The 26,672-nt window shown below is 65.3% G+C and carries 21 protein-coding genes; 15 read left to right on the top strand and 6 right to left on the bottom strand.

Going from position 1 to position 26,672, the window contains the following annotated elements:
- Entirely contained in the window at positions 1-2,400 is a 2,400-nt protein-coding gene (locus L0U81_RS14455; protein ID WP_233803717.1) for a penicillin-binding protein 1A, read from the bottom strand.
- A gap of 295 nt (positions 2,401-2,695) precedes the next feature.
- On the opposite strand from L0U81_RS14455, the gene pilM reads away from it, so the two are divergent.
- The 7 genes from pilM to L0U81_RS14420 all read left to right on the top strand — a co-directional run bounded on the left by pilM (position 2,696) and on the right by L0U81_RS14420 (position 10,107).
- Positions 2,696-3,691, top strand: coding sequence for a type IV pilus biogenesis protein PilM (pilM, locus tag L0U81_RS14450; protein WP_233803715.1), 996 nt, complete (start codon positions 2,696-2,698; stop codon positions 3,689-3,691).
- Complete coding sequence (locus L0U81_RS14445; protein ID WP_233803713.1) at positions 3,688-4,383, top strand: fimbrial assembly protein; 696 nt, start codon at positions 3,688-3,690, stop codon at positions 4,381-4,383. The genes pilM and L0U81_RS14445 overlap by 4 nt, the downstream gene beginning before the upstream one ends.
- A complete protein-coding gene (locus L0U81_RS14440) occupies positions 4,380-5,288 on the top strand; it encodes a hypothetical protein (RefSeq protein WP_233803711.1) in 909 nt (302 codons plus the stop codon). The genes L0U81_RS14445 and L0U81_RS14440 overlap by 4 nt, the downstream gene beginning before the upstream one ends.
- A complete protein-coding gene (gene pilQ / locus L0U81_RS14435) occupies positions 5,285-7,003 on the top strand; it encodes a type IV pilus secretin PilQ (RefSeq protein ID WP_233803709.1) in 1,719 nt (572 codons plus the stop codon). The genes L0U81_RS14440 and pilQ overlap by 4 nt, the downstream gene beginning before the upstream one ends.
- A 114-nt stretch (positions 7,004-7,117) precedes the next feature.
- Positions 7,118-7,669: a shikimate kinase gene (locus L0U81_RS14430; protein WP_233803707.1), complete on the top strand. Its 552-nt coding sequence runs from the start codon at positions 7,118-7,120 to the stop codon at positions 7,667-7,669.
- A gap of 8 nt (positions 7,670-7,677) precedes the next feature.
- A complete protein-coding gene (gene aroB, locus L0U81_RS14425; RefSeq protein WP_442793421.1) occupies positions 7,678-8,754 on the top strand; it encodes a 3-dehydroquinate synthase in 1,077 nt (358 codons plus the stop codon).
- Positions 8,755-8,883: 129 nt separating this feature from the next.
- Positions 8,884-10,107, top strand: a complete 1,224-nt coding sequence (locus tag L0U81_RS14420; protein WP_442793420.1) for a deoxyguanosinetriphosphate triphosphohydrolase — start codon at positions 8,884-8,886, stop codon at positions 10,105-10,107.
- 105 nt (positions 10,108-10,212) lie between these two features.
- Here the strand turns inward: L0U81_RS14420 and L0U81_RS14415 are convergent, their stop codons facing one another.
- The gene (locus tag L0U81_RS14415; RefSeq protein ID WP_233803703.1) at positions 10,213-10,593 is read right to left on the bottom strand and encodes a DUF883 family protein; all 381 of its coding nucleotides are present in this window, start codon (positions 10,591-10,593) and stop codon (positions 10,213-10,215) included.
- A gap of 365 nt (positions 10,594-10,958) precedes the next feature.
- Positions 10,959-11,684 (bottom strand): OmpW/AlkL family protein, encoded by a 726-nt coding sequence (locus L0U81_RS14410; protein WP_233803701.1) that lies wholly within the window; start codon positions 11,682-11,684, stop codon positions 10,959-10,961.
- Between the two features lie 187 nt (positions 11,685-11,871).
- On the opposite strand from L0U81_RS14410, the gene L0U81_RS14405 reads away from it, so the two are divergent.
- From L0U81_RS14405 to L0U81_RS14395, 3 genes are all read left to right on the top strand, one after another.
- Complete coding sequence (locus L0U81_RS14405; RefSeq protein WP_008922076.1) at positions 11,872-12,579, top strand: transposase; 708 nt, start codon at positions 11,872-11,874, stop codon at positions 12,577-12,579.
- A gap of 352 nt (positions 12,580-12,931) precedes the next feature.
- Entirely contained in the window at positions 12,932-17,635 is a 4,704-nt protein-coding gene (locus tag L0U81_RS14400; protein WP_233803700.1) for a glutamate synthase-related protein, read from the top strand.
- A gap of 104 nt (positions 17,636-17,739) precedes the next feature.
- The gene (locus L0U81_RS14395; RefSeq protein ID WP_233803698.1) at positions 17,740-19,209 is read left to right on the top strand and encodes a glutamate synthase subunit beta; all 1,470 of its coding nucleotides are present in this window, start codon (positions 17,740-17,742) and stop codon (positions 19,207-19,209) included.
- Between the two features lie 194 nt (positions 19,210-19,403).
- Here the strand turns inward: L0U81_RS14395 and L0U81_RS14390 are convergent, their stop codons facing one another.
- Complete coding sequence (locus L0U81_RS14390; protein WP_233803696.1) at positions 19,404-20,669, bottom strand: D-amino acid dehydrogenase; 1,266 nt, start codon at positions 20,667-20,669, stop codon at positions 19,404-19,406.
- A gap of 423 nt (positions 20,670-21,092) precedes the next feature.
- Here L0U81_RS14390 and L0U81_RS14385 point away from each other — a divergent pair, with 423 nt between their 5' ends.
- Positions 21,093-22,040 (top strand): tyrosine-protein phosphatase, encoded by a 948-nt coding sequence (locus L0U81_RS14385; RefSeq protein ID WP_442793409.1) that lies wholly within the window; start codon positions 21,093-21,095, stop codon positions 22,038-22,040.
- A 190-nt stretch (positions 22,041-22,230) separates the two neighbouring features.
- Here L0U81_RS14385 and L0U81_RS14380 read toward each other — a convergent pair whose 3' ends face one another.
- The gene (locus tag L0U81_RS14380) at positions 22,231-23,547 is read right to left on the bottom strand and encodes an ATP-binding protein (RefSeq protein WP_233803694.1); all 1,317 of its coding nucleotides are present in this window, start codon (positions 23,545-23,547) and stop codon (positions 22,231-22,233) included.
- The gene (locus L0U81_RS14375; RefSeq protein WP_233803692.1) at positions 23,544-24,284 is read right to left on the bottom strand and encodes a response regulator; all 741 of its coding nucleotides are present in this window, start codon (positions 24,282-24,284) and stop codon (positions 23,544-23,546) included. The genes L0U81_RS14380 and L0U81_RS14375 overlap by 4 nt, the downstream gene beginning before the upstream one ends.
- Before the next feature lie 394 nt (positions 24,285-24,678).
- On the opposite strand from L0U81_RS14375, the gene L0U81_RS14370 reads away from it, so the two are divergent.
- The 4 genes from L0U81_RS14370 (at position 24,679) to L0U81_RS14355 (ending at position 26,585) form a co-directional block, all read left to right on the top strand.
- Entirely contained in the window at positions 24,679-24,870 is a 192-nt protein-coding gene (locus L0U81_RS14370) for a hypothetical protein (protein WP_233803690.1), read from the top strand.
- Between the two features lie 15 nt (positions 24,871-24,885).
- A complete protein-coding gene (locus L0U81_RS14365; protein WP_233803688.1) occupies positions 24,886-25,083 on the top strand; it encodes a DUF6726 family protein in 198 nt (65 codons plus the stop codon).
- Positions 25,084-25,086: 3 nt separating this feature from the next.
- Positions 25,087-25,800 (top strand): hypothetical protein, encoded by a 714-nt coding sequence (locus L0U81_RS14360; RefSeq protein WP_233803686.1) that lies wholly within the window; start codon positions 25,087-25,089, stop codon positions 25,798-25,800.
- A gap of 113 nt (positions 25,801-25,913) precedes the next feature.
- On the top strand, positions 25,914-26,585 hold the full coding sequence (locus L0U81_RS14355; RefSeq protein ID WP_233803684.1) for a flagellar basal body L-ring protein FlgH: 672 nt from the start codon (positions 25,914-25,916) through the stop codon (positions 26,583-26,585).
- Positions 26,586-26,672: the final 87 nt, after the last annotated feature.

Raw genomic sequence — 26,672 nt, 5'->3', positions numbered from 1 at the left:
TCAGTGCCCGCGGAACAGATTCATGATGTTCTGCTTTTCCTGCTCGCCGACCTGCTCGGGCGCGGCCGTGGTTGCCGCGCTCGCCTCGGCATCGAGCGTCGCCTGACTGACGCCGACCGTCGCGATGAAACCGTGCCCCGGCGTGAAGTCGTCGAAATACAGCTCCGAGCCGATTTCGGCGACGTTGTCGGGGCGTGCCATCTTGTACTCGGGCACGCCCTTCAGCGCGCGTCCCATGTAGTCGATCCACACCGGCAGCGCGAGGCCGCCGCCGGTTTCCTTGTCGCCGAGGCTGCGCGGGTTGTCGTAGCCAATCCACGCGATTGCGGTGAGCGTGTGCTGATAGCCGGCGAACCACGCATCGCGCGAATCGTTGGTCGTGCCGGTCTTGCCGGCGAGGTCGGTGCGCTTGAGCACGTTGCTCTTCGCGCCGGTGCCGCGCTGCGCCACGCTTTGCAGCAGGCTGTTCATCACGTATGCGTTGCGCGGCTCGATCGCGAACGGCGCGCTTTGCCCGGCCACGAGCGGCTGCGCGTGCGCCACGACGATGCCGCGCTGATCGGTGACCTCGGCGATCAGATAAGGATTGATCCGGTAGCCGCCGTTCGCGAACACCGAGAACGCGCCCGCCATCTGCAGCGGCGTCACGAGGCCCGCGCCGAGCGCCATCGGCAGATAGGCGGGATGGCGGTCGGCGTCGAAGCCGAAGCGCGTGATGTATTGTTGCGCGTACTTCGGGCCGATGTGGTTCAGGATGCGGATCGATACGAGGTTCTTCGACTTCTGCAGCGCCGTGCGCATCGTCATCGGACCATCGAAGCCGCCGCCGTAGTTTTTCGGCTCCCACGCCTGGCCGCCGGTTTCGGCGGCGCTGAAAAAGAGCGGCGCGTCGTTGATGATCGTGGCGGGCCCGAGGCCCTTTTCGAGCGACGCCGAATAGATGAACGGCTTGAAGCTCGAGCCCGGCTGACGCCACGCCTGCGTCACGTGATTGAACTTGTTCTTGTTGAAGTCGAAGCCGCCGACCAGCGAGCGGATCGCACCGTCCTGCGGCACCAGCGAGATGAACGCGCCTTCCACCTGCGGCAATTGCGTGATCGACCAGTCGCCGTCGTCGTTCTTCACGAGCCGCACGATTGCGCCGGGCCGGATGCGCTGATTCGCCTGCGCGCGCGGGCCGAGCGCGAATTGCGCGTAGCGCAGGCCGTCGCCCTCGATCGTCGCGACATTGCCGTCGATGAACGCCGCCTGCACCTGCTTCGGGCCCGCCGCCGTGACGACGGCCGCGATGATTTCGCCGTTGTCGGGATGCTCGAGCAGCGCGTCGTCGATAGCCTGCTCGCGCTCGTCGGCGTCGACCGGCAGATCGATGAACGCCTCCGGGCCACGATAGCCGTGGCGGCGCTCGTAGTCCATCAACCCTTTGCGCAGCGCGTGATAGGCGACGTCCTGATCGGCCGAATCGATCGTGGTCACGACGTTCAGGCCGCGCGTGTAGGCCTCTTCGCGATATTGCGCGTACATCATCTGTCGCACCATTTCCGCGACGTACTCCGCGTGCACGCTGTACTCCTTGCCCAGGCCCTTCACGATGAGCGGCTGCCGGCTCGCCGCGTCGTACTGCTCCTGGGTGATGGAACGTAACTCGTACATGCGTTGCAGGATGTACTCCTGGCGCACCTTCGCGCGCTTCGGATTGACGACCGGGTTGTACGCCGACGGTGCCTTCGGCAGACCGGCGAGCATCGCCGATTCGGCGAGCGTCAGGTCCTTCAGATCCTTGCCGAAGTACACGCGCGCCGCGCTCGCGAAACCATATGCACGCTGGCCGAGATAGATCTGATTCATGTACACCTCGAGAATCTGATCCTTGCTCAGCTTCGACTCGATCTTGTACGCAAGCAGCATCTCGTAAATCTTGCGCGTGTAGGTCTTCTCGCTGGAGAGAAAGAAGTTGCGCGCGACCTGCATCGTGATCGTGCTCGCACCTTGCGTCGCATGGCCATTGGTCAGCGCGACGATGCCGGCCCGCGCGATGCCGGTCAGATCGACGCCACCGTGCTCATAGAAGCGCGCGTCCTCGATCGCGAGGATCGCTTTCTTCAGGCTGTCGGGCACGTCCTGGATGTGCACGATGTCGCGCCGCTCCTCGCCGAATTCGCCGATCAGCACGTGGTCGGCCGTGTAGATGCGCAGCGGCACCTTCGGCTGGTAGTCGGTCAATGCGTCGAGCGACGGCAGGTTCGGCGTCGCGACCACGAGTGCATAGCCGAGCAGCAGCGCCACGCACACGATGCCCGCCACGATCAAGCCGATAAAGCCGAGGATGAGCTTCTGCCACAACGGGCGCTTGCGCTTTTTGGGCGCGGGCGGCGGGGACGTAGGAGACGTGACTTGCATAGGAGTACCGGAAAAACAGTCCCGCGATTATAGCCGCCAGACGTTTTTGCTTTCGACTTGCTTACGGATGGCGTGCGATCGACGTGCGTCAGGTGCAAGACGCGAAACGAGCACAGGGCAGGCGCGGGAATGACTTTGCTGTAGTCCCCACTGTAGTCGCTTTGATGGCGCCCGGGGCGGCTTCGCGTGCGCGTTAGCCGTTCGGCCGAATGTCGTTAGGACGTGCGTCTGCCGACAATGATCCTTCGTTACTCGCGTTCGAATGGTTCGTCGCGTGAGTCAGAGGGAGGGCGTGATGGCCTATAAAAATTCGTGGTTTCAGGCAGTGCGGGAAGGCCGGCAGAGTTTCGCCGCCGGCATTGACGTTGGTTCGCAAAACGTGCGTCTGGTTGTGTTGAGTCAGCGCTCGCGCGCACGGGGTGCGCTGCATCTCGAGTATGTAAGCACCGTGCCGCTCGCGGCCGGCGCAATGGCGGGCACCGAGATAGTCGACCGGCAGGCAGTCGCGCGCGCGTTGCGCGATGCCTTCGCCGATTTGCCGCGCGTGTGCGCGACGCACGCGCTGCGCTGCTCGATGGCGGTGCCCGCGTCGGCCACGCTGACGACAACGGTGCCGCTCGCGCGGCTCGCCGCGCAAAGCGACTGCGAGGAGGAGGACGGTGGCGTTGCGCTGGCCGGACTCGCGCCCGCGGTGATGAGCGAGGCGGAGCGCATCGCCGGGCTCGAGCGTCATGCGCTCGCGGTCGACTGGTACGTCGACGAGATACCGGGGCCGGTGCGCTCGGTGAGGATCGCCGCGACCGCGCGTCAGCATCTCGAAGCGCGCATCGAATGCGCGGCGACCGCAGGCATTTCTCTCTCAGCGATCGATGGCGAGCCGCACGCGGCATTGCGCGCGATGCGCTACGCGGCGAGCCGCGAACTCGACCCGAACGAGTCGTACGCGGCAGTGTGGGTCGGCTCCGACGGCGTGTACGGTTGGCGCGTCGTCGATGGCGCGAACGCCAACACGATGCGTTATCCCGCGCCCGAGCATGCCGATCTCGCCGATGCGTTGCGCGACCTCGTGCATGGCCCGGCGGTCGACTGCGCGCTGATCGGCGGTGAAATCGATCTGCTCGACGGCGTCGGCTTTTCGCTCGCCGATGTCGGCGACGCGCTCGGCTGCTCGGTGCTGCCGTTCGAATGCGCGCTGCTCGGCAGCCACGCGCGGCCGCTCGACGACGCATTGCTGCACGAGCCGGCCGGCGCGGTCGCTTTTGGGCTCGCGTTGCGCGGGATGCTGGAATGATCGGCGGTCTGTCGTTCTCGTCCGGCGTGACCGCGGGTTCCGATCGGCGTGATCCGCGCGCCGCACTGCCGTGGCTCGGCGGCTTCAATCTGCTGCCGTACCGCCAACGCAATGAGCGCCTCGCGCGGCGCCGCTGTATGCGCGACTGGGCTGTCGCAGCTTGCATCGGCGTTTCGGGCGTGTTGCTGGTCGCCGGCTGGCAGAGCTTCGCCACAGCGCGGCTCGATGCGCGGCGCGAGGCTGCCGGGCAAGCGCTGGCGCGGCTCGCTGCGCCGCTCGAGGAGCACGCGAAGCTGTCGCGGGCCGAGGAGGAGCGGCGCAAAGCCGCGGCGCGCGCCGCGAGCCTCGCGACGCCGCTCGTGCATCTGCGCGATCTGCTCGACGCGTTGAGCTTCGAGCCCGGCGGTAGCGTCGTGTTGCGTCAGTTGCGCCAGCGCGAGCTCGAGACCGAGGTGCTGGCGACTTCGAGCAGCCATATCGCTTCGGCGGAGTGGCTCAAGCGGCTTGGCTCGATCCACGGCGTGCAGGGCGCGGAGATGCGCGATCTGCATCGGCCGACGGGGCAGGGCGGCGCGTCGATTGAACAGGCGATTGGCGGACCGGTGGAGTTCGATGCGCGTCTGCGCTGGGGCGATCCACCGCCGAAAGCGACACGCGCGTTGAAGGCCGCACAAACGGGAGGTGCACGATGAGTACGACCTTCTTCGAGCCGAACGGTGCGGCGCACGTGTCGGCCGGTTTTTCGCGCTGGGTCAAGCGGGTGCGTGTGCCGCTCGCGGCGTGGAGCGGGCGCCGTCGCCGGCTCGTTGCGGCGACGCTTGCCGCGCTCGTGTTCGGCCTCGGCGCCTACGGCTGGAACGCGGCCGATCTCGCCGGACTGGCCGCGAGCCGCGCGGCGCTCGCGGCCAGTACGCAGCGCCTCGCGGAGGCGCGGCGTGCGCTCGCGCAACTGCCGTCGCTGCGCCGTGCGGCCGCGGCGTGGCCGGCCACGGCGTCGACCTCCGTGTCGTGGAGTTCCGCCGACGACGTGCGCATCGTCTCCGAGCTGGCCACGCAAAGCGGTGTCGCGTTGCTCGCGGTGGAGCCGGGCGCGGCGAGCGGTGAGGGCGTCGAACGGATGCGCGCGCTCCAGCTCACTGCGCGCACGGACTTCGTTCACCTGATGGCGTTCTTCCAGGGGCTTGTGCAACTGCCGGTGCTGATCGTTCCCGTCGACGTGACCATTAAACAGGACGGCAAAGGGCTCGCTGTTGCCGCGACACTGCAGGTATACGACGCGTTGCGGCCGGCGTCCGGGACCGACGCGGCACGCGCAGACGAGCCGGATGACGACGAGGACCTCGTATTCTTCGATCCGTTTGCTCGGCCGCGGATCGTCGCTAGCGGTGAGGCGGGCGACACCGCGCAGTTGCGCCTTGTCGGTTTGCTGCGTGAGCGCAGCCGCGGGCTCGCGTTGCTCGATACGCCGGACGGCACGACGACGGTCACGGCTGGGCAGCAACTGGGCGTCGAGCGGGTCACGCAACTCGACGCGCTCGGCATCACGCTCACGAACGGCGGGGCGACGCGCACGCTGACGCTCGCGGAGGCGTCATGATGAGCGCCCTCAAGCTATGGAGCGGGGCGGCGTTGGGTGCCGGACGCGAGCTCCACATCAGGTTCGGGCTGTGTTTCGGGCTCTACGTCGGTGCGACGCTGGGCGCCGGCATCGCGCAGGCATCGACGCTGCCGCTGCTGCCGCCCTTGCCGACCTACGCGGCGCTCGACGATCCGGCCGCATCGGCCGATACAACCTACGGGACAGCGCCGTTGCCGAGCGGCAGCATCGGCAAAGCGGCGAATCCGTTCGGTGACGCTTCAGCACAAAACGCCGCCCAGGCCCCGGACGTTCACGAGGCAGCCCCGCCTTCGACGATAGCCTCCGACGCTTTCACAGACGACGTCGCCACCACCGGTCCGACACCGCCGCTGCCAAAACAACCCGCCGCCCCGCCTCGCGAAGACACGGCCGGTGCGCCCAGTCTCGAAGGGCCGCCGGTCCCGCTGCCGCCGCCGCTGCGCCTCGCCAATGCTGCGGCCAGTGCCGACTCGGGCCTTCCTGCGGGCAACAAGCCGATTTCGCTGAACTTCCAACGCGCGGAACTCGGCGCGGTCCTGAAAGCCTTCGCCGAGTTCACCGGTCTGAACATCGTCGCGAGCGCCAAAGTGCACGGCGCCGTATCGCTACGGATCGACAAGGTGCCGTGGCGTACCGCGTTCGATACGCTGCTCGACGTCAACAATCTGGCGATGGAGCGCCACGGCAACGTCATCTGGGTCGCGCCGGCCGCCGAACTCGCCGCGCGCGAACGCCAGCGCTTCGAAGCCCATGCGCGCGCCGCTGACCTGGAGCCGCTCGCGAGCCGCACGTTCGAGCTGCACTACGCGCACGCCGAAGACGTGCGCCGTCTGCTGACTGGCTCCGGCACCCAGCGCGTGCTGTCGAAACGCGGCGCCGTCACCGCCGATCCGCGCACCAATCTACTGTTCGTCACCGACCTCGCAGGGCGGCTCGAGCAGATCGCGGCGCTGATCGCATCCGTCGACCGGCCGACCCGTCAGGTGCTGATCGAGGCGCAGATCGTCGAAGGCGACCATGGCTTTTCGCGCAATCTCGGGGTGCGGTTGTCGCTCGCCGGGACGAGCGCGGACGGTACATCGAGAGGGCTGGGCGGCGGCGCGGACGGCACCGTGTACGATCTGTCGGCCCGCCCGATCTCCGGTTTCGACGCCGCGACCGCCGGCCTCACGCTATTCGCGGCGCACGCGACACGGCTGCTGAATATCGAACTCTCGGCGCTCGAATCCGAGGGGCATGGGAAAATCGTGTCGAGCCCGCGAGTCGTCACCGCAGACCGGATGAAGGCAATCGTCGAGCAGGGCACCGAGCTGCCGTATCAGGCCAAGGTCGGGCAGGGCATATCTGGCGTGCAGTTTCGCCGCGCGACGCTCAAACTGGAGGTCGAGCCGCAGATCATGCCGGATGGCCGCGTGGTGCTTGATCTCGACGTCGCGAAGGACAGCGTCGGCGCGCAGACCGACGCCGGGCCCGCGATCAACACCAAGCACGTGCAAACGCGCGTCGAAGTCGAGGATGGTGGTACGGTGTCGATCGGCGGAATTTACGAGACCGGCGACCGGGACGACGTCGAGAGGGTGCCCATCCTCGGCAAAATACCGATTCTGGGGGCGTTGTTCCGCAATCGGACCCATAGCGACACGCGCAGCGAACTGGCGGTTTTCATCACGCCGCGCGTGGTGCGGGACAATTAGGGCACATAGGGTCAGCGCGCGCCGTCGTCCGCCGGCGGCGCGCAGGCTCGACAAGGCAGCCGCTTTGCCAGTAAGCTGCGGCACGAACTACACCGGATTAGCCAGAGGACACCGTTGCAAGCGCGGGACGCACACGCCAATGTTTTTTTCGTAGGGCTCATGGGGGCAGGAAAAACCACTGTGGGTCGGGCGGTTGCGCGCCGTCTCGAGCGCCCGTTCTTCGATTCCGACCATGAAATCGAGGCGCGCACGGGCGCGCGCATTCCGGTGATCTTCGAGCTGGAGGGCGAAGCTGGCTTTCGCGATCGCGAAGCGAGCGTCATCTCCGAGCTGACCCAGCGCGACAATATCGTGCTCGCGACCGGTGGCGGCGCGGTGTTGCGCCCGGAAAACCGCGAAGCGCTGAAAAGCCGCGGTCTCGTGATCTATCTGCGCGCCAATCCGCACGATCTTTGGCTGCGCACGCGGCGCGACAAGAATCGCCCGCTGCTGCAGACGGAAGACCCCAAGGCGCGCCTCGAAGCGCTCTATGAAGTGCGCGATCCGCTGTACCGCGAATGCGCGCATTTCGTCATTGAAACCGGCCGGCCCTCGGTCAACGGACTCGTCAACATGGTTCTGATGCAGCTCGAGATGGCCGGCGTCGCCAAACATCCTGCGCCATAATGGACCGTATGATCACCGTCAACGTCGAACTGGGCGAGCGTGCCTACCCCATCCATATCGGTGCCGATCTGATCGGCCAGACCGAGTTGTTCGCGCCGCATATCGCCGGCAACTCGGTCACGATCGTCAGCAACACCGCCGTCGATCCGCTCTACGGCGACAAGCTGCGTGCGGCGCTCGCGCCGCTGAACAAGCAGGTGTCCACGGTCGTTTTGCCAGATGGCGAAGCGTACAAGAATCTTCAGACGCTGAACCTGATCTTCGACGCGCTGCTCGGCTCGCGCGCCGACCGCAAGACCACGCTGATCGCGCTCGGCGGCGGCGTGATCGGCGACATGACCGGGTTTGCCGCCGCGTGCTACATGCGCGGCGTGCCGTTCATCCAGGTGCCGACCACGTTGCTGTCGCAGGTGGATTCGTCGGTGGGCGGCAAGACCGGCATCAACCATCCGCTCGGCAAGAATATGATCGGCGCGTTCTACCAGCCGCAGGCGGTCATCGCTGACATTGGCGCATTGCGCACGCTACCCGAGCGCGAACTCGCGGCGGGCATCGCCGAGGTCATCAAGACAGGCGCTATCGCCGACGCCGGTTTCTTTGCCTGGATCGAGGCCAATATCGAGGCGTTGAACCGCTGCGAACCGGAGGCGTTGGCCGAAGCGATCAAGCGTTCGTGCGAGATCAAGGCGTCCGTGGTCGCGCAGGACGAACGCGAAGGCGGTCTGCGCGCGATCCTCAACTTCGGCCACACGTTCGGCCACGCGATCGAAGCCGGGCTCGGCTATGGCGAATGGCTGCACGGCGAGGCGGTCGGCTGCGGGATGGTGATGGCGGCGGATCTGTCCGTGCGCCTCGGCCATCTCGACGAAGCGTCGCGCAATCGGCTCGTCGAGGTGGTGCGTGCCGCGCATCTGCCCACCCGGGCTCCCGCGCTCGGCGCGGACCGTTACGTCGAGCTGATGCAGGTCGACAAGAAGGCCGAAGCCGGTGCGATCAAGTTCATTCTGTTGAAGCGTTTCGGTGAGACGCTGATCACTCGGGCGCCCGACACCGACGTACAGGCGACGCTGGCCGCTGCCGTCTAGTTTCATCCCGGCCCTGCAGCCACGCTTCACGCACCCACGTCACGAGGCGCCGCCCATGTTTCGGAGAATCCGGTGACTGACAGGCGCAGCGACGATATCCAGCATGACCCGAGCGCGCGCGCAGCCGCCGTGAGCGGCGCCGTTAGCGGCATCGATAACACAGCCATCGCCGCGGATGCCGCTGCCGCCGTCGCAATACCCGCCGTCGCCGCGCCGACCCAGCAGGCGCTTGAAGCGCATCTCGCGCCGTACGCGGCACACTCGAGCCAGTCGCGCGGGCGTCGCTATGCGGAAGCCGCACCGAGCGCGCGCACCGAGTTTCAGCGCGATCGCGACCGCATCGTCCACTCGACCGCATTCCGACGGCTCGAGTACAAGACTCAGGTATTCGTCAATCACGAGGGCGACCTGTTTCGCACGCGCCTCACGCATAGCCTCGAAGTAGCGCAGATCGCGCGTTCGGTCGCGCGCAATCTGCGCGTCAACGAAGATCTCGTCGAAGCGATTTCGCTCGCGCACGATCTCGGCCATACGCCGTTCGGCCATGCCGGGCAGGATGCGTTGAACGAATGCATGCGCGAGCACGGCGGCTTCGAGCACAACCTGCAAAGCCTCGCGGTCGTCGACGAACTGGAAGAGCACTACGGAGCGTTCAATGGCCTGAACCTGTGCTTCGAAACACGCGAGGGCATCCTCAAGCATTGCTCGCGCGACAACGCGCGGCGGCTCTGCGCATTGGGCGAGCGCTTTCTCGAAGGACGGCAGCCGTCGCTGGAGGCGCAGATCGCGAACGTCGCCGACGAAATCGCGTACAACAATCACGACGTCGACGATGGATTGCGCTCCGGCCTCCTGTCGCTCGAGCAGCTTGCGGAAGTTGAACTCTGGCAGACGCACTGCGAGGCGGCGCGCGGCGACTACCCGCAGATCGAAGGGCGCCGGCTGATTCACGAGACGGTGCGGCGCGTGATCAATACGCTGATCGTCGATCTGATCGAGACGACGCGCGCAAATCTCGCCCGCTACGCGCCGGCATCGCTCGACGACGTGCGTGCGGCGCCGCCGCTCGTCGCGCACAGCGACGCGATCGCTGCGCAGGCGGCAGCGCTCAAGCGCTTTCTGTTAAGAAACCTGTACCGCCACTATCGTGTGATGCGGATGGCTAACAAGGCGCGTCGTATCGTGGTTGGCCTGTTCGACGCGTTCACCGACGACCCGCGACTGCTGCCCCCGGACTACCAGTCGGCCGATGCGGCGCGCCAGCCGCGTCTGATCGCGCATTACATCGCGGGGATGACCGATCGCTATGCGGTCAAGGAGTATCAGCGGCTGTTTGTTATCGACGATAACTAGCCGCTGGCGGCGAGGCGCGGCAACGGGTGTAGCGTTCAGCGTGGCCGCATTCAATGTGGCCATCGAGCCACCGCTGCCAGCACCATCGAGCCGCGCCAGCCAGCGTCACCGCGAGCGCGACGCGAGCAGCACCCCCGCCACCAGCGCAAGGCCACCGACGATCGCAATCGTCTGCCACGGATTTTCATGCACGTAGTGATCGGCGTCCGAGATCGCGACTCCTGCGCGCTCGCGCATCGCGTCGCGTGTGTCGTTCAGCCGCTCGCGCGCGGCGTCCAGTTGTTTGCGCAGCTTGCTGCGCAAGGCCACGGCGTCGGCCTGCGTGCCGTCGGCCAAAGTTGATTCGAGTTCCGACAGCAGGGTGCGCAACTCGACCGCGATGTCTTCGGCCGCATGGCGGCTGTGGCGAGCGATGCGCCGCGCGCGGCGGCTCGCGCTGGTCCAGGATTCGCCGAGGGCGTCTCGCGTATTTGGAAGTGCTGTCATGGTCGCTCCGTCGATGAGTTGAAAGGCCCCGCACATCGTCGCTTGGACACGCTATCCGCAGACGCAGTATCCGGTCGCAGCGTAGGGAACGCCATCTGAACGCAACTTCGATGCCAAAGCGCAACACCGCCCGGAACGTGGCGCACGCGGCGGCGCTGAGAAGACGGGCATGCCCGTGTCGTCAGCAGATATTGCACGTGCGCGCCGAATCCGGGTCATTTTTACAAACGTTCATGCCGCCTGACGCGGCCATGAAGGCGCCAGCGCAAAGCCAAATGAAAACGCCGTCATCGGTTCGATGACGGCGTTCCCCATGCCGCGAAAATTCGACTACCCTAATTCAAGCCACTCGTTTTCGCGAAGCGTTAGAAGCGGTAGCCCACGTTGGCGTAAGTGACGATCGGGTTCAGCCTGATCTTGGTCTGCGATTGGATGGTCAGCGTGCCGACCGGCGTGGTCGACTGCGAGCTCAGCTTCGCGGTCGTGCTGAGCGGGAGGTATGAGATCGACAGGCCGGCGAACCAGTGCTGGTTGAAAGCGTACGTGAAGCCCGCATTAAACACAGGTACCCACGAACTATCCGTCGACACGGTGGTCGGACCATGCAGAACTTGGGCTTCAAAGTCGCTGTTGGTGATCTTCGCATCGGTGAACGAGACGCGGCTCACACCAAGACCGAGATACGGGCGGAGCGAAGCGGTCGGCGCGTTGAAGTAGTACTTGAACAGCAGAGTCGGGCTCCACTGTTTGGCCTGCCCGATCTTGCCGTACTGTTCGAGGCTGCCCGTGCCTTCCAGGTCGAAAGAAGGGGGGACGCCAATGACGAATTCGGTTGCGATGTGGTCGGTGATGAAATAACCGCCGGTGAAGCCGATGGTGTCGGCCGAACTCAGTGAGGCACCGGTGTTGGCTTCGGTGATGTTGGTTGGGCTGCCGCCGATGCTGGTCACGCTCAGCGGTTGGCTGCTCGATTGGGGCGCCAGATGGAACCAACCCGTCGTGAGGAAAAAGGTGCCGGCCGATTGCGCGTGTGCTGCCGTGCTCATGCAGGCGGCTACCGCCATCCCCGTTACGGCCTGTTTTAATTTCATATGTGCTCCTCCAAAAAAGGCCCGCTCATTATGACTACAACGTTTGAAACAAACCATACGCGGCGGTTAGAGTTTTCTCCCTAAGCGCCACGTGGTTTCTGGCTTGGCCGCATGGCGTCGAACATTGCGCGCATGCGGCTCTTTGGACCTTCGGGTATATACCAACGCGACTAATGGACACTCCAGCATGGCACGGCTTGCACGTCTTTATGTCCCCGACCAGCCGCAGCACGTCATCCTCCGCGGGCTCGACCAGCAGCCCGCCTTCGTCGACGACCAGGACTACGAGCTTTTCATCGACTGTCTGAAGGCGGCTTCCCGGGACCATCACCTCTCGATCCACGCTTACGCCTTGATGCCGGGCGCCGTGCAACTGCTCGTCACGCCGACCGAGGAGTCGAGCTTGCCCAAGGCGATGCAGGCCGTCGGGCGGCGCTACGTCGCGCACTTCAACCGGCGCTATGCGCGCCGCGGCACATTGTGGGAAGGCCGCTACCGGGCTACGGTGATCGAAGGCGAGCGCTACTTCCTGCTCGCGAGCCGCGTCGTCGAAATGTGTCCAGTCCGCGCGCAACTCGTCAGCGCGGCGGAAGATTATCGCTGGTCGAGCTATCGTCATCACATCGGCCTTACCCTCGATAGCCTGATTACCGATCACCCCCTCTACTGGTCACTCGGCAATACGCCGTTCGAGCGGCAGCGCGCTTATCGCGAACTGTGCGAGCAGCCGCTCGACGAGCGCGAAGCGAGTCAGCTCCAGCAAGCCACGTTAAAGGGCTGGGTGCTTGGCAGCGACACTTACCGCGAATGGGCGGCGCGCGCCGCGAACCGGCGTGTGTCGCCGCTGCCGCGTGGCCGGCCTCGCAAGGTGCGCGAGACACCGCATACGCAGTGAGGCGGCGGCGAGGCAGCGCGATGGCGTCGCCGATAGAGTCGCTTTAAATCCGAATAAAGTGTTTTGCATCAAGGGGCTATATGAAAACGGCATTTCGTATGTCGTTTTCTTTCGCCTCAAAATGATATGGCACCAATAAAAAATAGCCGCGGTGCACCAATTTGATAATTGGTGCCTGATCACCACGTTTTATTTGCTATTTCATTGATTCGTCGCGTATATTCCGATTTCCGACGCTTTTCGACCCGCGCGGCATTGCTGCGAGAAGAGCGCCGTCGCGGTCGCCAGGCGCGCTGCGGCAAAAAAACAATGGTTTAACGGCCTGTCCGGCCTCCTCACAGACGGTGTCCCCATGAACGACCACCAGCAACCGATTCACCCGGTTCCCGCCGCCCAAGGTCTGTACGACCCGCAGAACGAGCATGACGCCTGCGGCGTCGGCTTCGTCGCTCATATCAAGGGCCAGAAGAGTCACGAAATCGTCCAGCAAGGCCTGAAGATTCTCGAGAACCTCGACCACCGGGGCGCCGTCGGCGCCGATCCGCTGATGGGCGACGGCGCGGGCATCCTGATCCAGATTCCGGACGGCTTCTATCGCGAAGAGATGGCGCGGCAAGGCGTGACGCTGCCGCCGGCTGGCGAATACGGCGTCGGCATGATTTTTCTGCCGAAGGAGCATGCATCGCGTATCGCCTGTGAGCAGGAGCTCGAGCGCACGGTGAAGGCCGAAGGCCAGGTCGTGCTCGGCTGGCGCGACGTGCCGGTCGACCACGCCATGCCGATCTCGCCGACCGTGAAGGCGAGCGAGCCGCTGATCCGCCAGATCTTCATCGGCCGCGGCAAGGACATCATGGTGACCGACGCGCTCGAGCGGAAGCTGTACGTGATCCGCAAGACCGCGAGCCACCGCATCCAGGCGCTCAAGCTCAAGCACGGCAAGGAATACTTCGTGCCGTCGATGTCGGCGCGCACCGTCGTCTACAAGGGGCTGCTGCTCGCGGGCCAGGTCGGCGTGTATTACCGCGACCTGCAGGACGAGCGCACCATCTCGGCGCTCGCGCTCGTGCACCAGCGCTTCTCGACCAACACGTTCCCGGCATGGGAGCTGGCTCACCCGTACCGCATGATCGCCCACAACGGCGAAATCAACACGGTGAAGGGCAACGTCAACTGGCTGAACGCGCGTACCGGCGCGATCGCCTCGCACGTGCTCGGCGACGATCTGCCGAAGCTGTGGCCGCTGATCTATCCGGGCCAATCGGACACCGCATCGTTCGACAACTGTCTTGAACTGCTGGTGATGGCAGGCTACCCGCTCGTCCACGCAATGATGATGATGATCCCGGAAGCCTGGGAACAGCACACGCTGATGGACGAGAACCGCCGCGCGTTCTACGAATACCACGCCGCCATGATGGAGCCGTGGGACGGCCCCGCCGCGATCGCGTTCACCGACGGTCGCCAGATCGGCGCGACCCTCGACCGTAACGGTCTGCGTCCGGCGCGCTACGTCGTCACCGACGACGACCTCGTCATCATGGCGTCGGAAGCCGGCACGCTGCCGATTCCCGAGTCGAAGATCGTCAAGAAGTGGCGTCTGCAGCCGGGCAAGATGTTCCTGATCGACATGGAGCACGGCCGCATCATCGACGACAAGGAACTGAAGGACAACCTCGCGAACGCCAAGCCGTACAAGAGCTGGATCGACGCTGTGCGCATCAAACTCGACGAGATCGAGGCGAAGGCCGAGGACGTCGTGACGGAGCGCCGCGAAGCCGCCGCCCTGCTGGATCGCCAGCAGGCGTTCGGCTATACGCAGGAAGACCTGAAGTTCCTGATGGCGCCGATGGCGCAAGCGGGCGAGGAAGCCGTCGGCTCGATGGGCAACGACTCGCCGCTCGCGGTCATGTCCAACAAGAACAAGACGCTCTACCACTACTTCAAGCAGCTGTTCGCGCAGGTCACGAACCCGCCGATCGACCCGATCCGTGAAAACATGGTGATGTCGCTCGTGTCGTTCATCGGCCCGAAGCCGAACCTGCTCGACACGAACAACATCAACCCGCCGATGCGTCTCGAAGTGTCGCAGCCGGTGCTCGACTTCAAGGACATCGCGAAGATCCGCGCGATCGATCAGTACACCGGCGGCAAGTTCAGCTCGTACGAACTGAACATCTGCTATCCGGTCGCCTGGGGCAAGGAAGGCATCGAAGCGCGCCTCGCGTCGCTGTGCGCGGAAGCCGTCGATGCGGTCAAGTCCGGCTACAACATGCTGATCGTGTCGGACCGCAAGACCGACCGCGACAACGTCGCGATTCCGGCGCTGCTCGCTACGGCGGCAATCCATACGCACCTCGTGCAGCAGGGTCTGCGCACGAGCACGGGTCTCGTCGTCGAAACTGGTTCGGCGCGTGAAACGCACCACTTCGCGCTGCTCGCGGGCTATGGCGCGGAAGCCGTGCACCCGTACCTCGCGATGGAAACGCTCAGCCAGCTCGCAGCCGGCCTGAAGGGCGACCTGTCGGCGGAGAAGGCGGTCTATAACTTCACGAAGGCAGTCGGCAAGGGCCTGCAGAAGGTCATGTCGAAGATGGGCATTTCGACGTACATGTCGTACACCGGCGCGCAGATTTTCGAAGCGGTCGGTCTTGCCGAGGACCTCGTGTCGAAGTACTTCCACGGCACGTCGTCGAAGGTGGGCGGCATCGGTCTGTTCGACGTCGCGGAAGAAGCGATCCGTCTGCACCGCGACGCGTTCGGCGACAACCCGGTCCTCGCGAACATGCTCGACGCGGGCGGCGAGTACGCGTACCGCGTGCGCGGCGAAGAGCATATGTGGACGCCGGATGCGATCGCCAAGCTGCAGCACTCGGCGCGCAGCAACTCGTACCAGACGTACAAGGAATACGCGCATCTGATCAACGATCAGACCAAGCGCCACATGACCTTCCGCGGCCTGTTCGAGTTCAAGTTCGATCCGACCAAGGCGATCCCGCTCGACGAAGTCGAACCGGCGAAGGAAATCGTCAAGCGTTTCGCGACCGGCGCAATGTCGATGGGCTCGATCAGCACCGAAGCACACGCCACACTCGCCGTCGCGATGAACCGCATCGGCGGCAAGTCGAACACCGGCGAAGGTGGTGAAGACGCGAACCGTTATCGCAACGAGCTGCGCGGCATTCCGATCAGGAACGGCGACTCGATGAAGTCCGTGATCGGCGACGAAGTGGTCGTCGACATTCCGCTCAAGGAAGGCGATTCGCTGCGCTCGCGCATCAAGCAGGTCGCGTCGGGCCGCTTCGGCGTGACGGCGGAGTACCTCGCGTCGGCCGACCAGATCCAGATCAAGATGGCGCAGGGCGCGAAGCCGGGTGAAGGCGGTCAGCTGCCGGGCCACAAGGTGTCGGACTACATCGGCAAGCTGCGTTACTCGGTGCCGGGCGTCGGCCTGATTTCGCCGCCGCCGCACCACGACATCTACTCGATCGAAGACCTGGCGCAGCTGATTCACGATCTGAAGAACGTGAACGCGTCGTCGAGCATCTCGGTGAAGCTCGTGTCGGAGTCGGGCGTCGGTACGGTTGCCGCGGGTGTCGCGAAGGCGAAGGCCGATCACGTCGTGATCGCCGGTCATGACGGCGGCACGGGCGCGTCGCCGCTGTCGTCGATCAAGCACGCGGGCACGCCGTGGGAACTCGGTCTCGCCGAAACGCAGCAGACGCTCGTGCTGAACCGGCTGCGCGGCCGTATCCGCGTGCAGGCCGACGGTCAGATGAAGACCGGCCGCGACGTCGTGATCGGCGCGCTGCTCGGTGCGGACGAGTTCGGCTTCGCGACGGCGCCGCTCGTCGTCGAAGGCTGCATCATGATGCGCAAGTGCCATCTGAACACGTGCCCGGTCGGCGTCGCGACGCAAGACCCGGTCCTGCGTGCGAAGTTCAGCGGCCAGCCGGAACACGTCGTGAACTTCTTCTTCTTCGTCGCGGAAGAAGCGCGCGAAATCATGGCGCAACTCGGTATCCGCAAGTTCGACGACCTGATCGGCCGCGCGGAGTTGCTCGACACGAAGAAGGGCATCGAGCACTGGAAGGCGAAGGGTCTCGACTTCTCGCGCGTGTTCTATCAGCCGCAAGTGCCGGCTGAAGTCGCGCGCAAGCACGTCGACGTGCAGGATCACGGCCTCGACCGCGCGCTCGACCACACGCTGATCGAGAAGGCGAAGGCCGCGATCGATAAGGGCGAGCACGTGTCGTTCATCCAGCCGGTGCGCAACGTGAACCGCACGGTCGGCGCGATGCTGTCGGGCACGATCGCGAAGAAGTACGGCCACGAAGGTCTCGCTGACGACGCGATCCACATCCAGCTGAAGGGCACGGCGGGTCAGAGCTTCGGCGCGTTCCTCGCGAAGGGCATCACGCTGGATCTGGTCGGCGACGGTAACGACTACGTCGGCAAGGGCCTGTCGGGCGGCCGCATCATCATCCGTCCGACCAACGATTTCCGCGGCAAGTCGGAAGAGAACATCATCTGCGGCAACACGGTGATGTACGGCGCGATCGACGGTGAAGCGTTCTTCCGCGGCGTTGCGGGCGAGCGTTTCTGCGTGCGTAACTCGGGCGCGACGGCGGTTGTCGAAGGCACGGGCGATCACGGTTGCGAATACATGACGGGCGGCACGGTGGTCGTGCTCGGCGAGACGGGCCGTAACTTCGCGGCTGGTATGTCGGGCGGCGTCGCGTACGTGTTCGACCCGGACGGTACGTTCGGGAGCAAGTGCAACAAGTCGATGGTCGCGCTCGACCCGGTGCTGCAACAGGCCGAACAGGAGCGCACGGTCGACAAGGGCGTGTGGCATCACGGCACGACCGACGAAGCGCTGCTCAAGGGGCTCATCGAGCGTCACTTCCAGTTCACGGGCTCGCCGCGTGCGAAGGCTCTGCTCGAAAACTGGGACGCGGCCCGCCGTCAGTTCGTGAAGGTGTTCCCGACCGAATACAAGCGCGCGCTCGGCGAACTCGCCGCGAAGAAGGCGAATAGCGAAGTGCTCGCCGCCTGAGCCGCCTTCACGGAAGTCACATTCAGACGTACCCGCCGCGTTCCGATCAATCGAAGCGCGGCGGGTCCAGATTACCCCTAGATACAGATAGAGAAGAGAACCACATGGGCAAGGCAACCGGTTTTCTCGAGTTCGAACGTCGCCACGAGACGTACGAGGCTCCGCTCACGCGTGTGAAGCACTACAAGGAATTCGTCGCGGCACTGAGCGACGACGAAGCGAAGATTCAAGGCGCACGTTGCATGGACTGCGGCATCCCGTTCTGCAACAACGGCTGCCCGGTCAACAACATCATCCCGGACTTCAACGACCTGGTGTTCCGTCAGGACTGGAAGAACGCGATCGAAGTGCTGCATTCGACCAACAACTTCCCCGAGTTCACGGGCCGCATCTGCCCGGCGCCGTGCGAAGCGGCCTGCACGCTCGGCATCAACGACGACCCGGTCGGCATCAAGTCGATCGAGCACGCGATCATCGACAAAGCCTGGACCGAAGGCTGGGTCGCGCCGCAAACGCCGAAGCACAAGACCGGCAAGAAGGTCGCCGTGGTCGGCTCGGGCCCTGCGGGTCTCGCGGCTGCGCAGCAACTCGCGCGCGCCGGTCATGACGTGACCGTGTTCGAGAAGAACGACCGCATCGGCGGCCTGTTGCGTTACGGCATCCCCGACTTCAAGCTGGAGAAGTGGCAGATCGACCGCCGCATGCGCCAGATGGAAGCAGAAGGCGTGACGTTCCGCACCAACGTGTTCATCGGCAAGCCGGACTCGTTGCCCGCGCACATCGGCAACACGGCGAGGGAAACCATCACGCCGGCCGAGCTGAACGAACAGTTCGACGCGGTCGTGATCGCCGGTGGTTCGGAAACGCCGCGCGATCTGCCGGTACCGGGCCGCGAGCTCGAAGGCGTGTACTACGCGATGGAATTCCTGCCGCAGCAGAACAAGGTCAACGCCGGCGACAAGGTGCCGAACCAGCTCGTCGCGAAGGGCAAGCACGTCGTCGTGATCGGCGGTGGCGATACCGGTTCGGACTGCGTGGGCACGTCGAACCGCCATGGCGCGAAAAGCGTCACGCAGTTCGAACTGCTGCCGCAGCCGCCGGAAGAAGAGAACAAGCCGCTCGTGTGGCCGTACTGGCCGATCAAGCTGCGCACGTCGTCGTCGCATGAGGAAGGCTGCGAGCGCGATTGGGCGGTCGCGACCAAGCGCCTCGAAGGCAAGAACGGCAAGGTCGAGAAGCTGATCGCCGCGCGCGTCGAATGGAAGGACGGCAGGATGGTCGAAGTGCCGAACTCCGAATTCGAAATGAAGGCCGACCTCGTGCTGCTCGCGATGGGCTTTACGCAGCCGGTGTCGCCGGTGCTCGAAGCGTTCGGCGTCGACAAGGATGCGCGCGGCAACGTGCGCGCCGCGACCGAGGGTGACAAGGCGTACTACACGTCGGTGGACAAGGTGTTCACGGCGGGCGACATGCGTCGTGGCCAGTCGCTCGTGGTGTGGGCGATCCGCGAAGGACGTCAGTGCGCGCGTTCGGTCGATGCGTTCCTGATGGGGCAATCGGAACTACCGCGTTAAACGTCTTCAGCCGGTGTGCGCGGGTTGTTCCGGACCGTGCGCCGGCCTCGATTTGCAGGAAGACGTGGAGACGACAAGGCGCCCCATGAAGGGCGTCGATAGCGGTAAAGCGATGCAGTGAAAAAAGAAACCGGGCTCGCCTGAAAGGGGGAGCCCGGTTTTCTTTTGCGTGGTCGCGGGACGTTATGTCCGGCTCATTTGCGATAGCGCGCGAGCGTCAACCCATCGAGATCAATCTCCGGCTTGCGTTGCGTGATCAGATCCGCAACCACCCGCCCCGAGCCCATCGACATCGCCCAACCCGTCGAGCCGTGCCCGAGGTTCAGCCATAAGTTGTCGATGTTGCATGGACCGAGCAGCGGCGCGCCATCGGGCGTCATCGGCCGGCGGCCGACCCAGAAGTGCGCGGAAGTCGCATTGGCGGCGTGCGGAAACCAGTCGCGCAGCACCGTCAGCAGCGTTTGCAACGCTTGCTCGCGCAGCGTCGTCTGGCGATTACCGAGCTCCGCCGTCCCCGCGATGCGCAGGTTGTTGCCGAAGCGCGTGATCGCAGTCTTCAGCGACTCGTCCATCAGCGCCGCGCGCGGCGCTTTTTCTTCGTCGATCACGGGCAGCGTCGCGGAATAGCCCTTCACCGGATAGAGCGGCACCTTGACGCCGAGCGGCGCGAGCAGCGCGGCGCTATCGACCCCGAGCGCGACGACCACCGCGTCGGCCGGCAGCGTCTGTGCACCGTGCTCGCTTTGAATACGCACGCCGCGCACGGTCGCATCCTCGACATCGAGCGATTTGACGCGTGTGTCGAAGCGAAAGCTCACACCATTGCGCTCGCAGATCGCGCGCAGCTCGCGAGTGAAGCGCGCACAGTCACCGGCTTCGTCGTCGGGCAGATAGAGGCCGGAAAACGGCGCCTGACGTGCCCAGCGCAGGCCCGGTTCGATCTCCACGCATTGCGCGGCGCTGACTTCGCGATGCGTGATGCCCGCGTCACGCAGCACCGCGAGCGCCGGCTGCGCGAGCTCGACGTCGTACTCGCTGCGAAACAGCTGCAGATAGCCTTGGCTGCGGCCGTAGTCGAACGGATGACGGCCGCGGAATTCATGCAGGCACGCGCGACTGTAGTACGCGATGCGCTGCATCCGCTGCTTGTTCACGCTAAAGCGTTCGAGGTTGCACTCGCGCAGCCAGCGCGCAATCCAGCGCCATTGGGCCGGATCGAGCGTGGGTCGGAAGATCAACGGCGAGGTAGGCTTGAACAGGTACCTGAGGATTTTCGTCGGCATGCCGGGGGCGGCCCACGGCGTCACGTAGCCCGGCGCGATCACGCCGGCGTTCCCGAAACTCGTGGACAAGGCGACGTCGGGTTCGCGCTCGATCACCGTCACGTCGCAGCCTTGCTGTGACAGATAAAAAGCAGTGGCGACGCCGATCACGCCGCCGCCGAGAACGATCGTTTTCATGATTGTGGAACTGCGGTTTCAGACGATCTCACACGGCGCGGCGGCTCGCCGCGAGCGCTTTGCCCTTCGGGTCTCCAGGTTTCTTTTGCCTGCGGGGGCTCGATGGTGGGGTGTCCGTATTCTACGAGGATGCGGCATCATGCGGCGGGTTGGGGGAAAAAATGGCATCGGTACGGTAACAGCCGCTAAGGTAACGCAAACGAATGGAAATCAGTGGCACATGCGCGCGGAGCCAGGAATCACGTGCCTCGCGTGCTCGCGCGCCGTCGCGGCCCCATTAGAGCGGCATGGATGAGGCTGAACCGTACCTCTTTTTTTCTTACTAAGCCCTACGATGTAACGCAAAAGTTATTGGCGACCGTTAAACTGCGCCTGCGGCCCCGGCTGCCCCATCCTCTTACTCCTAGACACCTGGCGCCCCCGATGCACGTTACCGCGAAAAACCGTTCGCCTTTCCGCGCCCTTGCGAGCACGACCGTGCCCGCGGCGCGCGGCATGCTGGGCGAACCGTCGGCGCAGCGGCGGCGCTTTCTGAGGGGCTCGGCGGGTGCGGTGCTGGCAGCAGGTTTCGGCAGCACGCTGCTGTCCGCGTGCGGCGGCAGTCTCGAAGCGGATCAGCCGGAGACGCCGCGCCTCATGTCGGTCAGCAATTTCCGCGATGTCGGCGGCGCGGGCGCCGGCTATCTGACCGTCGACGGCAAGCAGATGCGGCGCGGCGTGTTCTATCGCGCGAACGCGCTGACGCTGAGTGGCAAGGACGCCGCGACCCTCGACAAGCTCGGCATCGTGTCGGTCTACGACCTGCGCACGCCCGCAGAAATCTCGCGCAGCGCCGACGTACTGCCGGCCGGCGCGACATCCTCCACGCTGAACGTGCTCGGCACCAACGACTTCGTCGCACCCCCGTTCGATACACCGGCAGACGCCGTCGCGTTCATGCAGGCGCAGGCGCGCGCGTATGTGACGGGCGCCGCGCAGCGAGCCGCGTATGGCGCGTTGCTCGGCGCGCTCGCCAACGGCACGGGTGCGCAGCTGTTCCATTCGACCGCGGGCAAGGATCGCGCGGGCTGGGTCGCGGCCCTCCTGCTCAGCATCGCCAACGTGCCACTCGACGTGATCATGCAGGACTATCTGCTGAGCAACGTCTATCTCGCGCCATCGATCGCCGCTCAAACCACCGCGCTGCGCGCGCAGGAAGGCGAGGCCATCGCGACGGCCAGGGCGCCGTTGCTCAACGTCGACGAGAATTATCTGCAGGCGGGCTTCAACCAGGTGCAGGCGAGCTACGGCACGATGGCAAGCTACCTGACGCGAGGCCTCGGTCTTGCTACGGCGACGGTCGACGCGCTGCGCGATCGGCTCGTGCATTGATGCGCTTCGCTGTCGCGCTTTGCGGACGTTGCGACAGCGCAAAAAAAAAGTCCGCCACAGGGGGTGGACGGACCGAGAAGGGCGGCATCGAGGTTGCCAAGGGTGACTATAAGGTCGCGGCCCGCGAAGTAGTCGGTGCGGTAAGGGCCGGAAAGTGCCCCGGTCCGCGGACCATCGGCTGCGCGCATCCTCACGACAGCGCCGGGTCCGCCGGCAATTCGATCCGTACTTCGAGCCCGCCCCCCGTGTGATTGCGCACGAGGCAGCGTCCGCCGCGATGTTGCGCGAGCCGCGCGACGATCGCGAGACCGAGCCCGCAATGGCCTTCGCCACCGCGCGCGGCGTCGAGCCGCACGAACGGCTTCATCGCCGCGGCGATGCGGTCGTCGGGAATGCCGGGGCCGTGGTCGCGCACGCTGATCGTCCAGTGACCGTCGTTGCGCGCGGTTGAAATTTCCACTGGCGGCATGCCGTGTTCGAGCGCGTTGTCGACCAGGTTCGTCACGAGCCGGTCGAGCAGCGTGCGCGGCAGTGTGAACGAGGGGCCGGCGCTCAGATCGAGCGCGAAGAGCGGGGTTTCAGCGGCTTCGGCGGCTTCGGGGAATTCCGCAACTTCAGCGGCTTGCGCGTCATCGCCCGAGAAAAATTGCTCGCGCAAAAACTCATCGACTTCGACGGGCGGTCCGGCGTCCGCCGATTGGCCCGCGAATTCGAGGAACTGCTGGACGATGTTGGTCAGGGAGTCGACGTCGCGGATCAGGCCTGCGCGCTCGTTTTCGTCGACCAGCACGCTTGCACGCAGTTTCAGGCGCGTGAGCGGTGCCTTCAGATCGTGCGCGACACCGGCAAGCATCACCGCCTGGTCGTCGCCGGCTTCGTTCAGGCGCCGCATCATGTCGTTGAACGAGCCGATCAGATCGCGCAGCTCGCGCGGGCCCTGCACCGGCACGGGCTCGGGCCGGCCGCCCGCGCCGAACGCGCGCGAGGCGTCGGCGACACGCGACAGCGGTCGTTGCATCTGCCACACCGCGAACAACGACAGGATCAGCCCGGCGACCAGCATCGAGACCGATTCGGTCAGGAAGCGCGGCGTCGGCGGTACGTCGACCGGCACGACGACCCAGTTCGATCTGCCCGGAAACAGCACCCACAGCTGCGGCGGATGCAGATCGTCGACGGCGATCTGCGTGCCGGCCGGCAGGTTCTCGCGCAGATGCCGGCTCAGCTCGACCACCATCCGCTCCTGCGGCTCGCGCAGATGCACGCTGGTCGGCATGTTCCAGGTGGGCACCAGATGCACGCGCATCGCGGGCGGGATCGCGGCGCCCTTGAACGGCTCACCGTTGATCGCTTGCAGCACGAGCAGAATGCCGCGCGCGAAGCCGTCGGCTTCATGGCGCGGCGGCTGCATCGTCACCAGCACGAACCAGCTCGCCTGAATCGCGAACAGCACCGCCGCCGACAGCAACGCCATTCTGCCGAATAGCGTGTTCAGCGGATTTTTCATGCGCTCGGGGCGGCCTCTTCCTCGAAGGCCGTGCCGCTGGCGTCGGGTACGAACACGTAGCCTTTGCCGCGCACCGTTTGCACGTAGCACGGATTGGACGGGTCGTCCTCGATCACGCGGCGCAGGCGCCAGATTGGCACGTCGAGGCTACGGTCGCGGAATGCGAGGTTGTCGCGATGCACGAGATCGTGAATCAGCACGCGCGACAGCACCTTGTACGGGTTGTTGACGAAGATCTTCAGCAGCGCGAATTCGCTGTCGCGTAGCGGCAGCTTGGCGTCGTCGCGGGTCAGCGAGCGCGTGGCGAAGTCGAGTTCGAACGGACCGAAGCGATAGCGCTTGCGTGCTTCGGGCGCGCTTGTGGTGGACGGCCCGCGCCGGCGCAGCACGGTCTGGATGCGCACGAGCAGCTCGCGTGGATCGAACGGCTTGGTCAGGTAGTCGTCCGCGCCGAGCGACAGACCGACGATGCGGTCAGCCACCGTGCCGCGCGCGGTCACGAAGATCACCGGGATGTCGTCGCCGGCGGCGCGCAACGCAGTGAGCGCGCGCAGGCCGTCGGTGTTCGGCATCATGATGTCGAGCACGACGACCGACGGCCGTTCGCGCTCGAGGCGACGCTGCAAATGGGTGCCGTCGTGCAGCACGGACGCATCGAAGCCGTTCGACTGCAGAAACTTGCAAAGCAGATCGCGTACGACCGGATCGTCGTCGACGATGAGGACCTGTGGATTCATGGCGAAATTCTAGACTGGCGCGCCCGACGCGCGACCGGGCATTTCCTTACCAACGCTTACTGTGTGCCGTGCGCCGCTGGCGGGCTCGCGTCGGGGGGCAGATCGACGAAAGTTTAGCGCTTACTTTAGCACTGCCTGGCCTCGCTATCTGCAACAACCGGCACGCGATGGCAATAGTTGGCAAGCGCAGGAAAGCACTTGCAAGCGCGCGGAACGATTCGTAACAACTGCGCGAAAGCGTGCTTTGCTTCGCCCATCGTCGGCAATTGCGCGGCGCGATGATTCAACCCGCAGCACGTCGCGCCGCACGCCGAATGAGGCCCGCAGCCTCGGGCGACGGCGCGTAGCGTTCAACCGATTCCGGTGCGCAAAGCGCGCCTTCGCGAGGCCCATCATGACGATCCGCAATACGCTCAGTTCCACGCCTGTCTCCACGCTGGCGAATACGCCGGCCACGGAGAAGGCCTCCAGTTCAGGCTCCTTCGGCGCCGCGGTGAAATCGCTGCAGAGCGCCGCGCTCGCGCAACCGACGCAGCCAGCGGCGGGGACGGGACTCGTCGGCCATCTGGTCAACACCACGGCGTGAGCCGACGAGGTCCGCGTGCCGTTATCAAGAACTCCTGAGCATGCGCGGCGCGCCGTGGCGTGGCTCGTTTTCGGCGCGCTGCTGTTGTCGCTCGGTGGCTGCGGCGCCGCGGCGCTGCCGTGCCGGGTCACAGCGGCGACCCTGAAAGTTTTGCCGGTCGTCGGCCATGCGGCGGCGACGCCTTTCGACATGTGCGCTTCCGCGATCGATTGAATCATGACGCTCACCCGGACGGTATGTGCATTGATGCTGCTCGGCAGTGTGCTGTCGGGCGCCGCGCACGCCCAGCCCATCGCGCGCAATGCGACGGCGGCCGGCGTGGCATCGAATAGCGTTGTCACCGACACGCGCCGGCACGCGCCGGACGCGCCGTTTTCCTTTCGCGGCATCGCGCTCGGCATCACGATCGATGAATTCCGCGCGGGCGCGACGGTGCGCGCGACGCCGGTCGGCAGCGTGCCGATCTGTGAGACGGACGTGCAGGCCGGTACGCTCGGCATGCGGCTGAAGTCGCACGATAGCCTGAGCGTCGCGTGCCGCTGGGCGCATCGCGATGACGAGCGCTGGGCAGTGTCGCAGGCGGTGGTCGATGGCACTCCGGCGCTCGATCATGTGTTGCGCTTCACGCGCATCGACGGGCAGGGCGCGTTGCGTCTCTATGAGATGTCGTTCGTGATCGACGAGCTGACCGCCGAGGATCTGCGCGACATGCTCGAGGACCGTTACGGGCCGCCGCGTCTCGCGACACGCAACGCCGCCGCGCCGGGCGCGATGCCGATGTACGTCTGGGAGAACGCGGTGAGTTCGATCACGCTGTGCTTTTTGCCGGGTACCCGCAACGGCACGCTCACGTATCTGCTGAAGGGCTCGGATGCCTGGATGAAAGCGGTCGTGCGGCAATGGCAGGCGAGCGGCGCCGACGCGGGTTGACGATTGATTGGCATGTCTCGCTATCTGTGCAATCCCAACGGCGAAACCAGGTGGTGTCTGGCAAGCGCCGCCGCGCTTCAACTCCATTTCAACTTTCTCGCCACGGAGCCCGCATGACTGCGCTACGTTTCACCCTCGCGCTCGGCGCCGCGAGTTGTCTCGCGGCCTGTTCGAGCACGCAGACCAAGTCGATCGTCGAAACGCCGATGGCGCCGCCGCTCGTGTCCGCGCCGTTGAACGTCAACACGCAAGGCGCGATCTATCAGGCCGGCGCGCCGCTGTTGCTGTATGAGACGCCGCGCGCACAGCATATCGGCGACGTGCTGACGATCCGGTTGTCGGAATCGTACAGCGGCAACAACAGCGCGAATGCATCGGCGAGCCGCGCGAGCAGCATCACCGCGACCGCCGCGGACCAGTCGACCAGTGCCGCCGCGCGGCTCGCGAAACTGTTCAACATCGGCACGGCCAGCACCGACTACAAGGGGCAGGGCAATCTGAGCGACAACAGCGACATGACCGGCACGCTCGCCGTGACCGTGATCGGCACGGTGTCGGGCGGCAATCTCGTGGTGTCGGGCGAGAAGGTGATCTCGATGAGCGGTAACCGCGACCGTCTGCGGCTGTCGGGTATCGTCAATCCTAAGGATATCGAAGCAGGCAACTACGTCTCATCGAGCAAGGTCGCGAACGCGCGCATCGAACAGGCGGGCATCGGCATGGTGAACGATGCGACGACGATGGGCTGGCTGCAGAGGATGTTTCTGAGCGTGCTGACGTTTTGACCGTCGGTTGCGCCAGCGCGGTGCGCACAACGGCGCGCTGCGCGTCATGTGCGACGCGTAGGTTGCGTCGACTGGCCTCGGTCGATC

Source organism: Paraburkholderia sp. HP33-1 (assembly GCF_021390595.1).
GTDB lineage: Bacteria > Pseudomonadota > Gammaproteobacteria > Burkholderiales > Burkholderiaceae > Paraburkholderia.
Note: the sequence above shows the minus strand (reverse complement) of the source record. Positions and strands in the feature narration are given on the sequence as shown.

Bases quoted from the DNA above. Each gene is read 5' to 3' on its own strand.
- L0U81_RS14370 (WP_233803690.1), top strand. From the start codon at position 24,679: ATGACGATCCGCAATACGCTCAGTTCCACGCCTGTCTCCACGCTGGCG.
- L0U81_RS14400 (WP_233803700.1), top strand. From the start codon at position 12,932: ATGAACGACCACCAGCAACCGATTCACCCGGTTCCCGCCGCCCAAGGT.
- L0U81_RS14440 (WP_233803711.1), top strand. From the start codon at position 4,380: ATGAGTACGACCTTCTTCGAGCCGAACGGTGCGGCGCACGTGTCGGCC.
- pilQ (WP_233803709.1), top strand. From the start codon at position 5,285: ATGATGAGCGCCCTCAAGCTATGGAGCGGGGCGGCGTTGGGTGCCGGA.
- L0U81_RS14390 (WP_233803696.1), bottom strand. From the start codon at position 20,669: ATGAAAACGATCGTTCTCGGCGGCGGCGTGATCGGCGTCGCCACTGCT.
- L0U81_RS14445 (WP_233803713.1), top strand. From the start codon at position 3,688: ATGATCGGCGGTCTGTCGTTCTCGTCCGGCGTGACCGCGGGTTCCGAT.
- L0U81_RS14415 (WP_233803703.1), bottom strand. From the start codon at position 10,593: ATGACAGCACTTCCAAATACGCGAGACGCCCTCGGCGAATCCTGGACC.
- L0U81_RS14410 (WP_233803701.1), bottom strand. From the start codon at position 11,684: ATGAAATTAAAACAGGCCGTAACGGGGATGGCGGTAGCCGCCTGCATG.
- aroB (WP_442793421.1), top strand. From the start codon at position 7,678: ATGATCACCGTCAACGTCGAACTGGGCGAGCGTGCCTACCCCATCCAT.
- L0U81_RS14375 (WP_233803692.1), bottom strand. From the start codon at position 24,284: ATGAATCCACAGGTCCTCATCGTCGACGACGATCCGGTCGTACGCGAT.
- L0U81_RS14380 (WP_233803694.1), bottom strand. From the start codon at position 23,547: ATGAAAAATCCGCTGAACACGCTATTCGGCAGAATGGCGTTGCTGTCG.
- L0U81_RS14360 (WP_233803686.1), top strand. From the start codon at position 25,087: ATGACGCTCACCCGGACGGTATGTGCATTGATGCTGCTCGGCAGTGTG.
- L0U81_RS14395 (WP_233803698.1), top strand. From the start codon at position 17,740: ATGGGCAAGGCAACCGGTTTTCTCGAGTTCGAACGTCGCCACGAGACG.
- L0U81_RS14405 (WP_008922076.1), top strand. From the start codon at position 11,872: ATGGCACGGCTTGCACGTCTTTATGTCCCCGACCAGCCGCAGCACGTC.
- L0U81_RS14385 (WP_442793409.1), top strand. From the start codon at position 21,093: ATGCACGTTACCGCGAAAAACCGTTCGCCTTTCCGCGCCCTTGCGAGC.
- L0U81_RS14355 (WP_233803684.1), top strand. From the start codon at position 25,914: ATGACTGCGCTACGTTTCACCCTCGCGCTCGGCGCCGCGAGTTGTCTC.
- pilM (WP_233803715.1), top strand. From the start codon at position 2,696: ATGGCCTATAAAAATTCGTGGTTTCAGGCAGTGCGGGAAGGCCGGCAG.
- L0U81_RS14455 (WP_233803717.1), bottom strand. From the start codon at position 2,400: ATGCAAGTCACGTCTCCTACGTCCCCGCCGCCCGCGCCCAAAAAGCGC.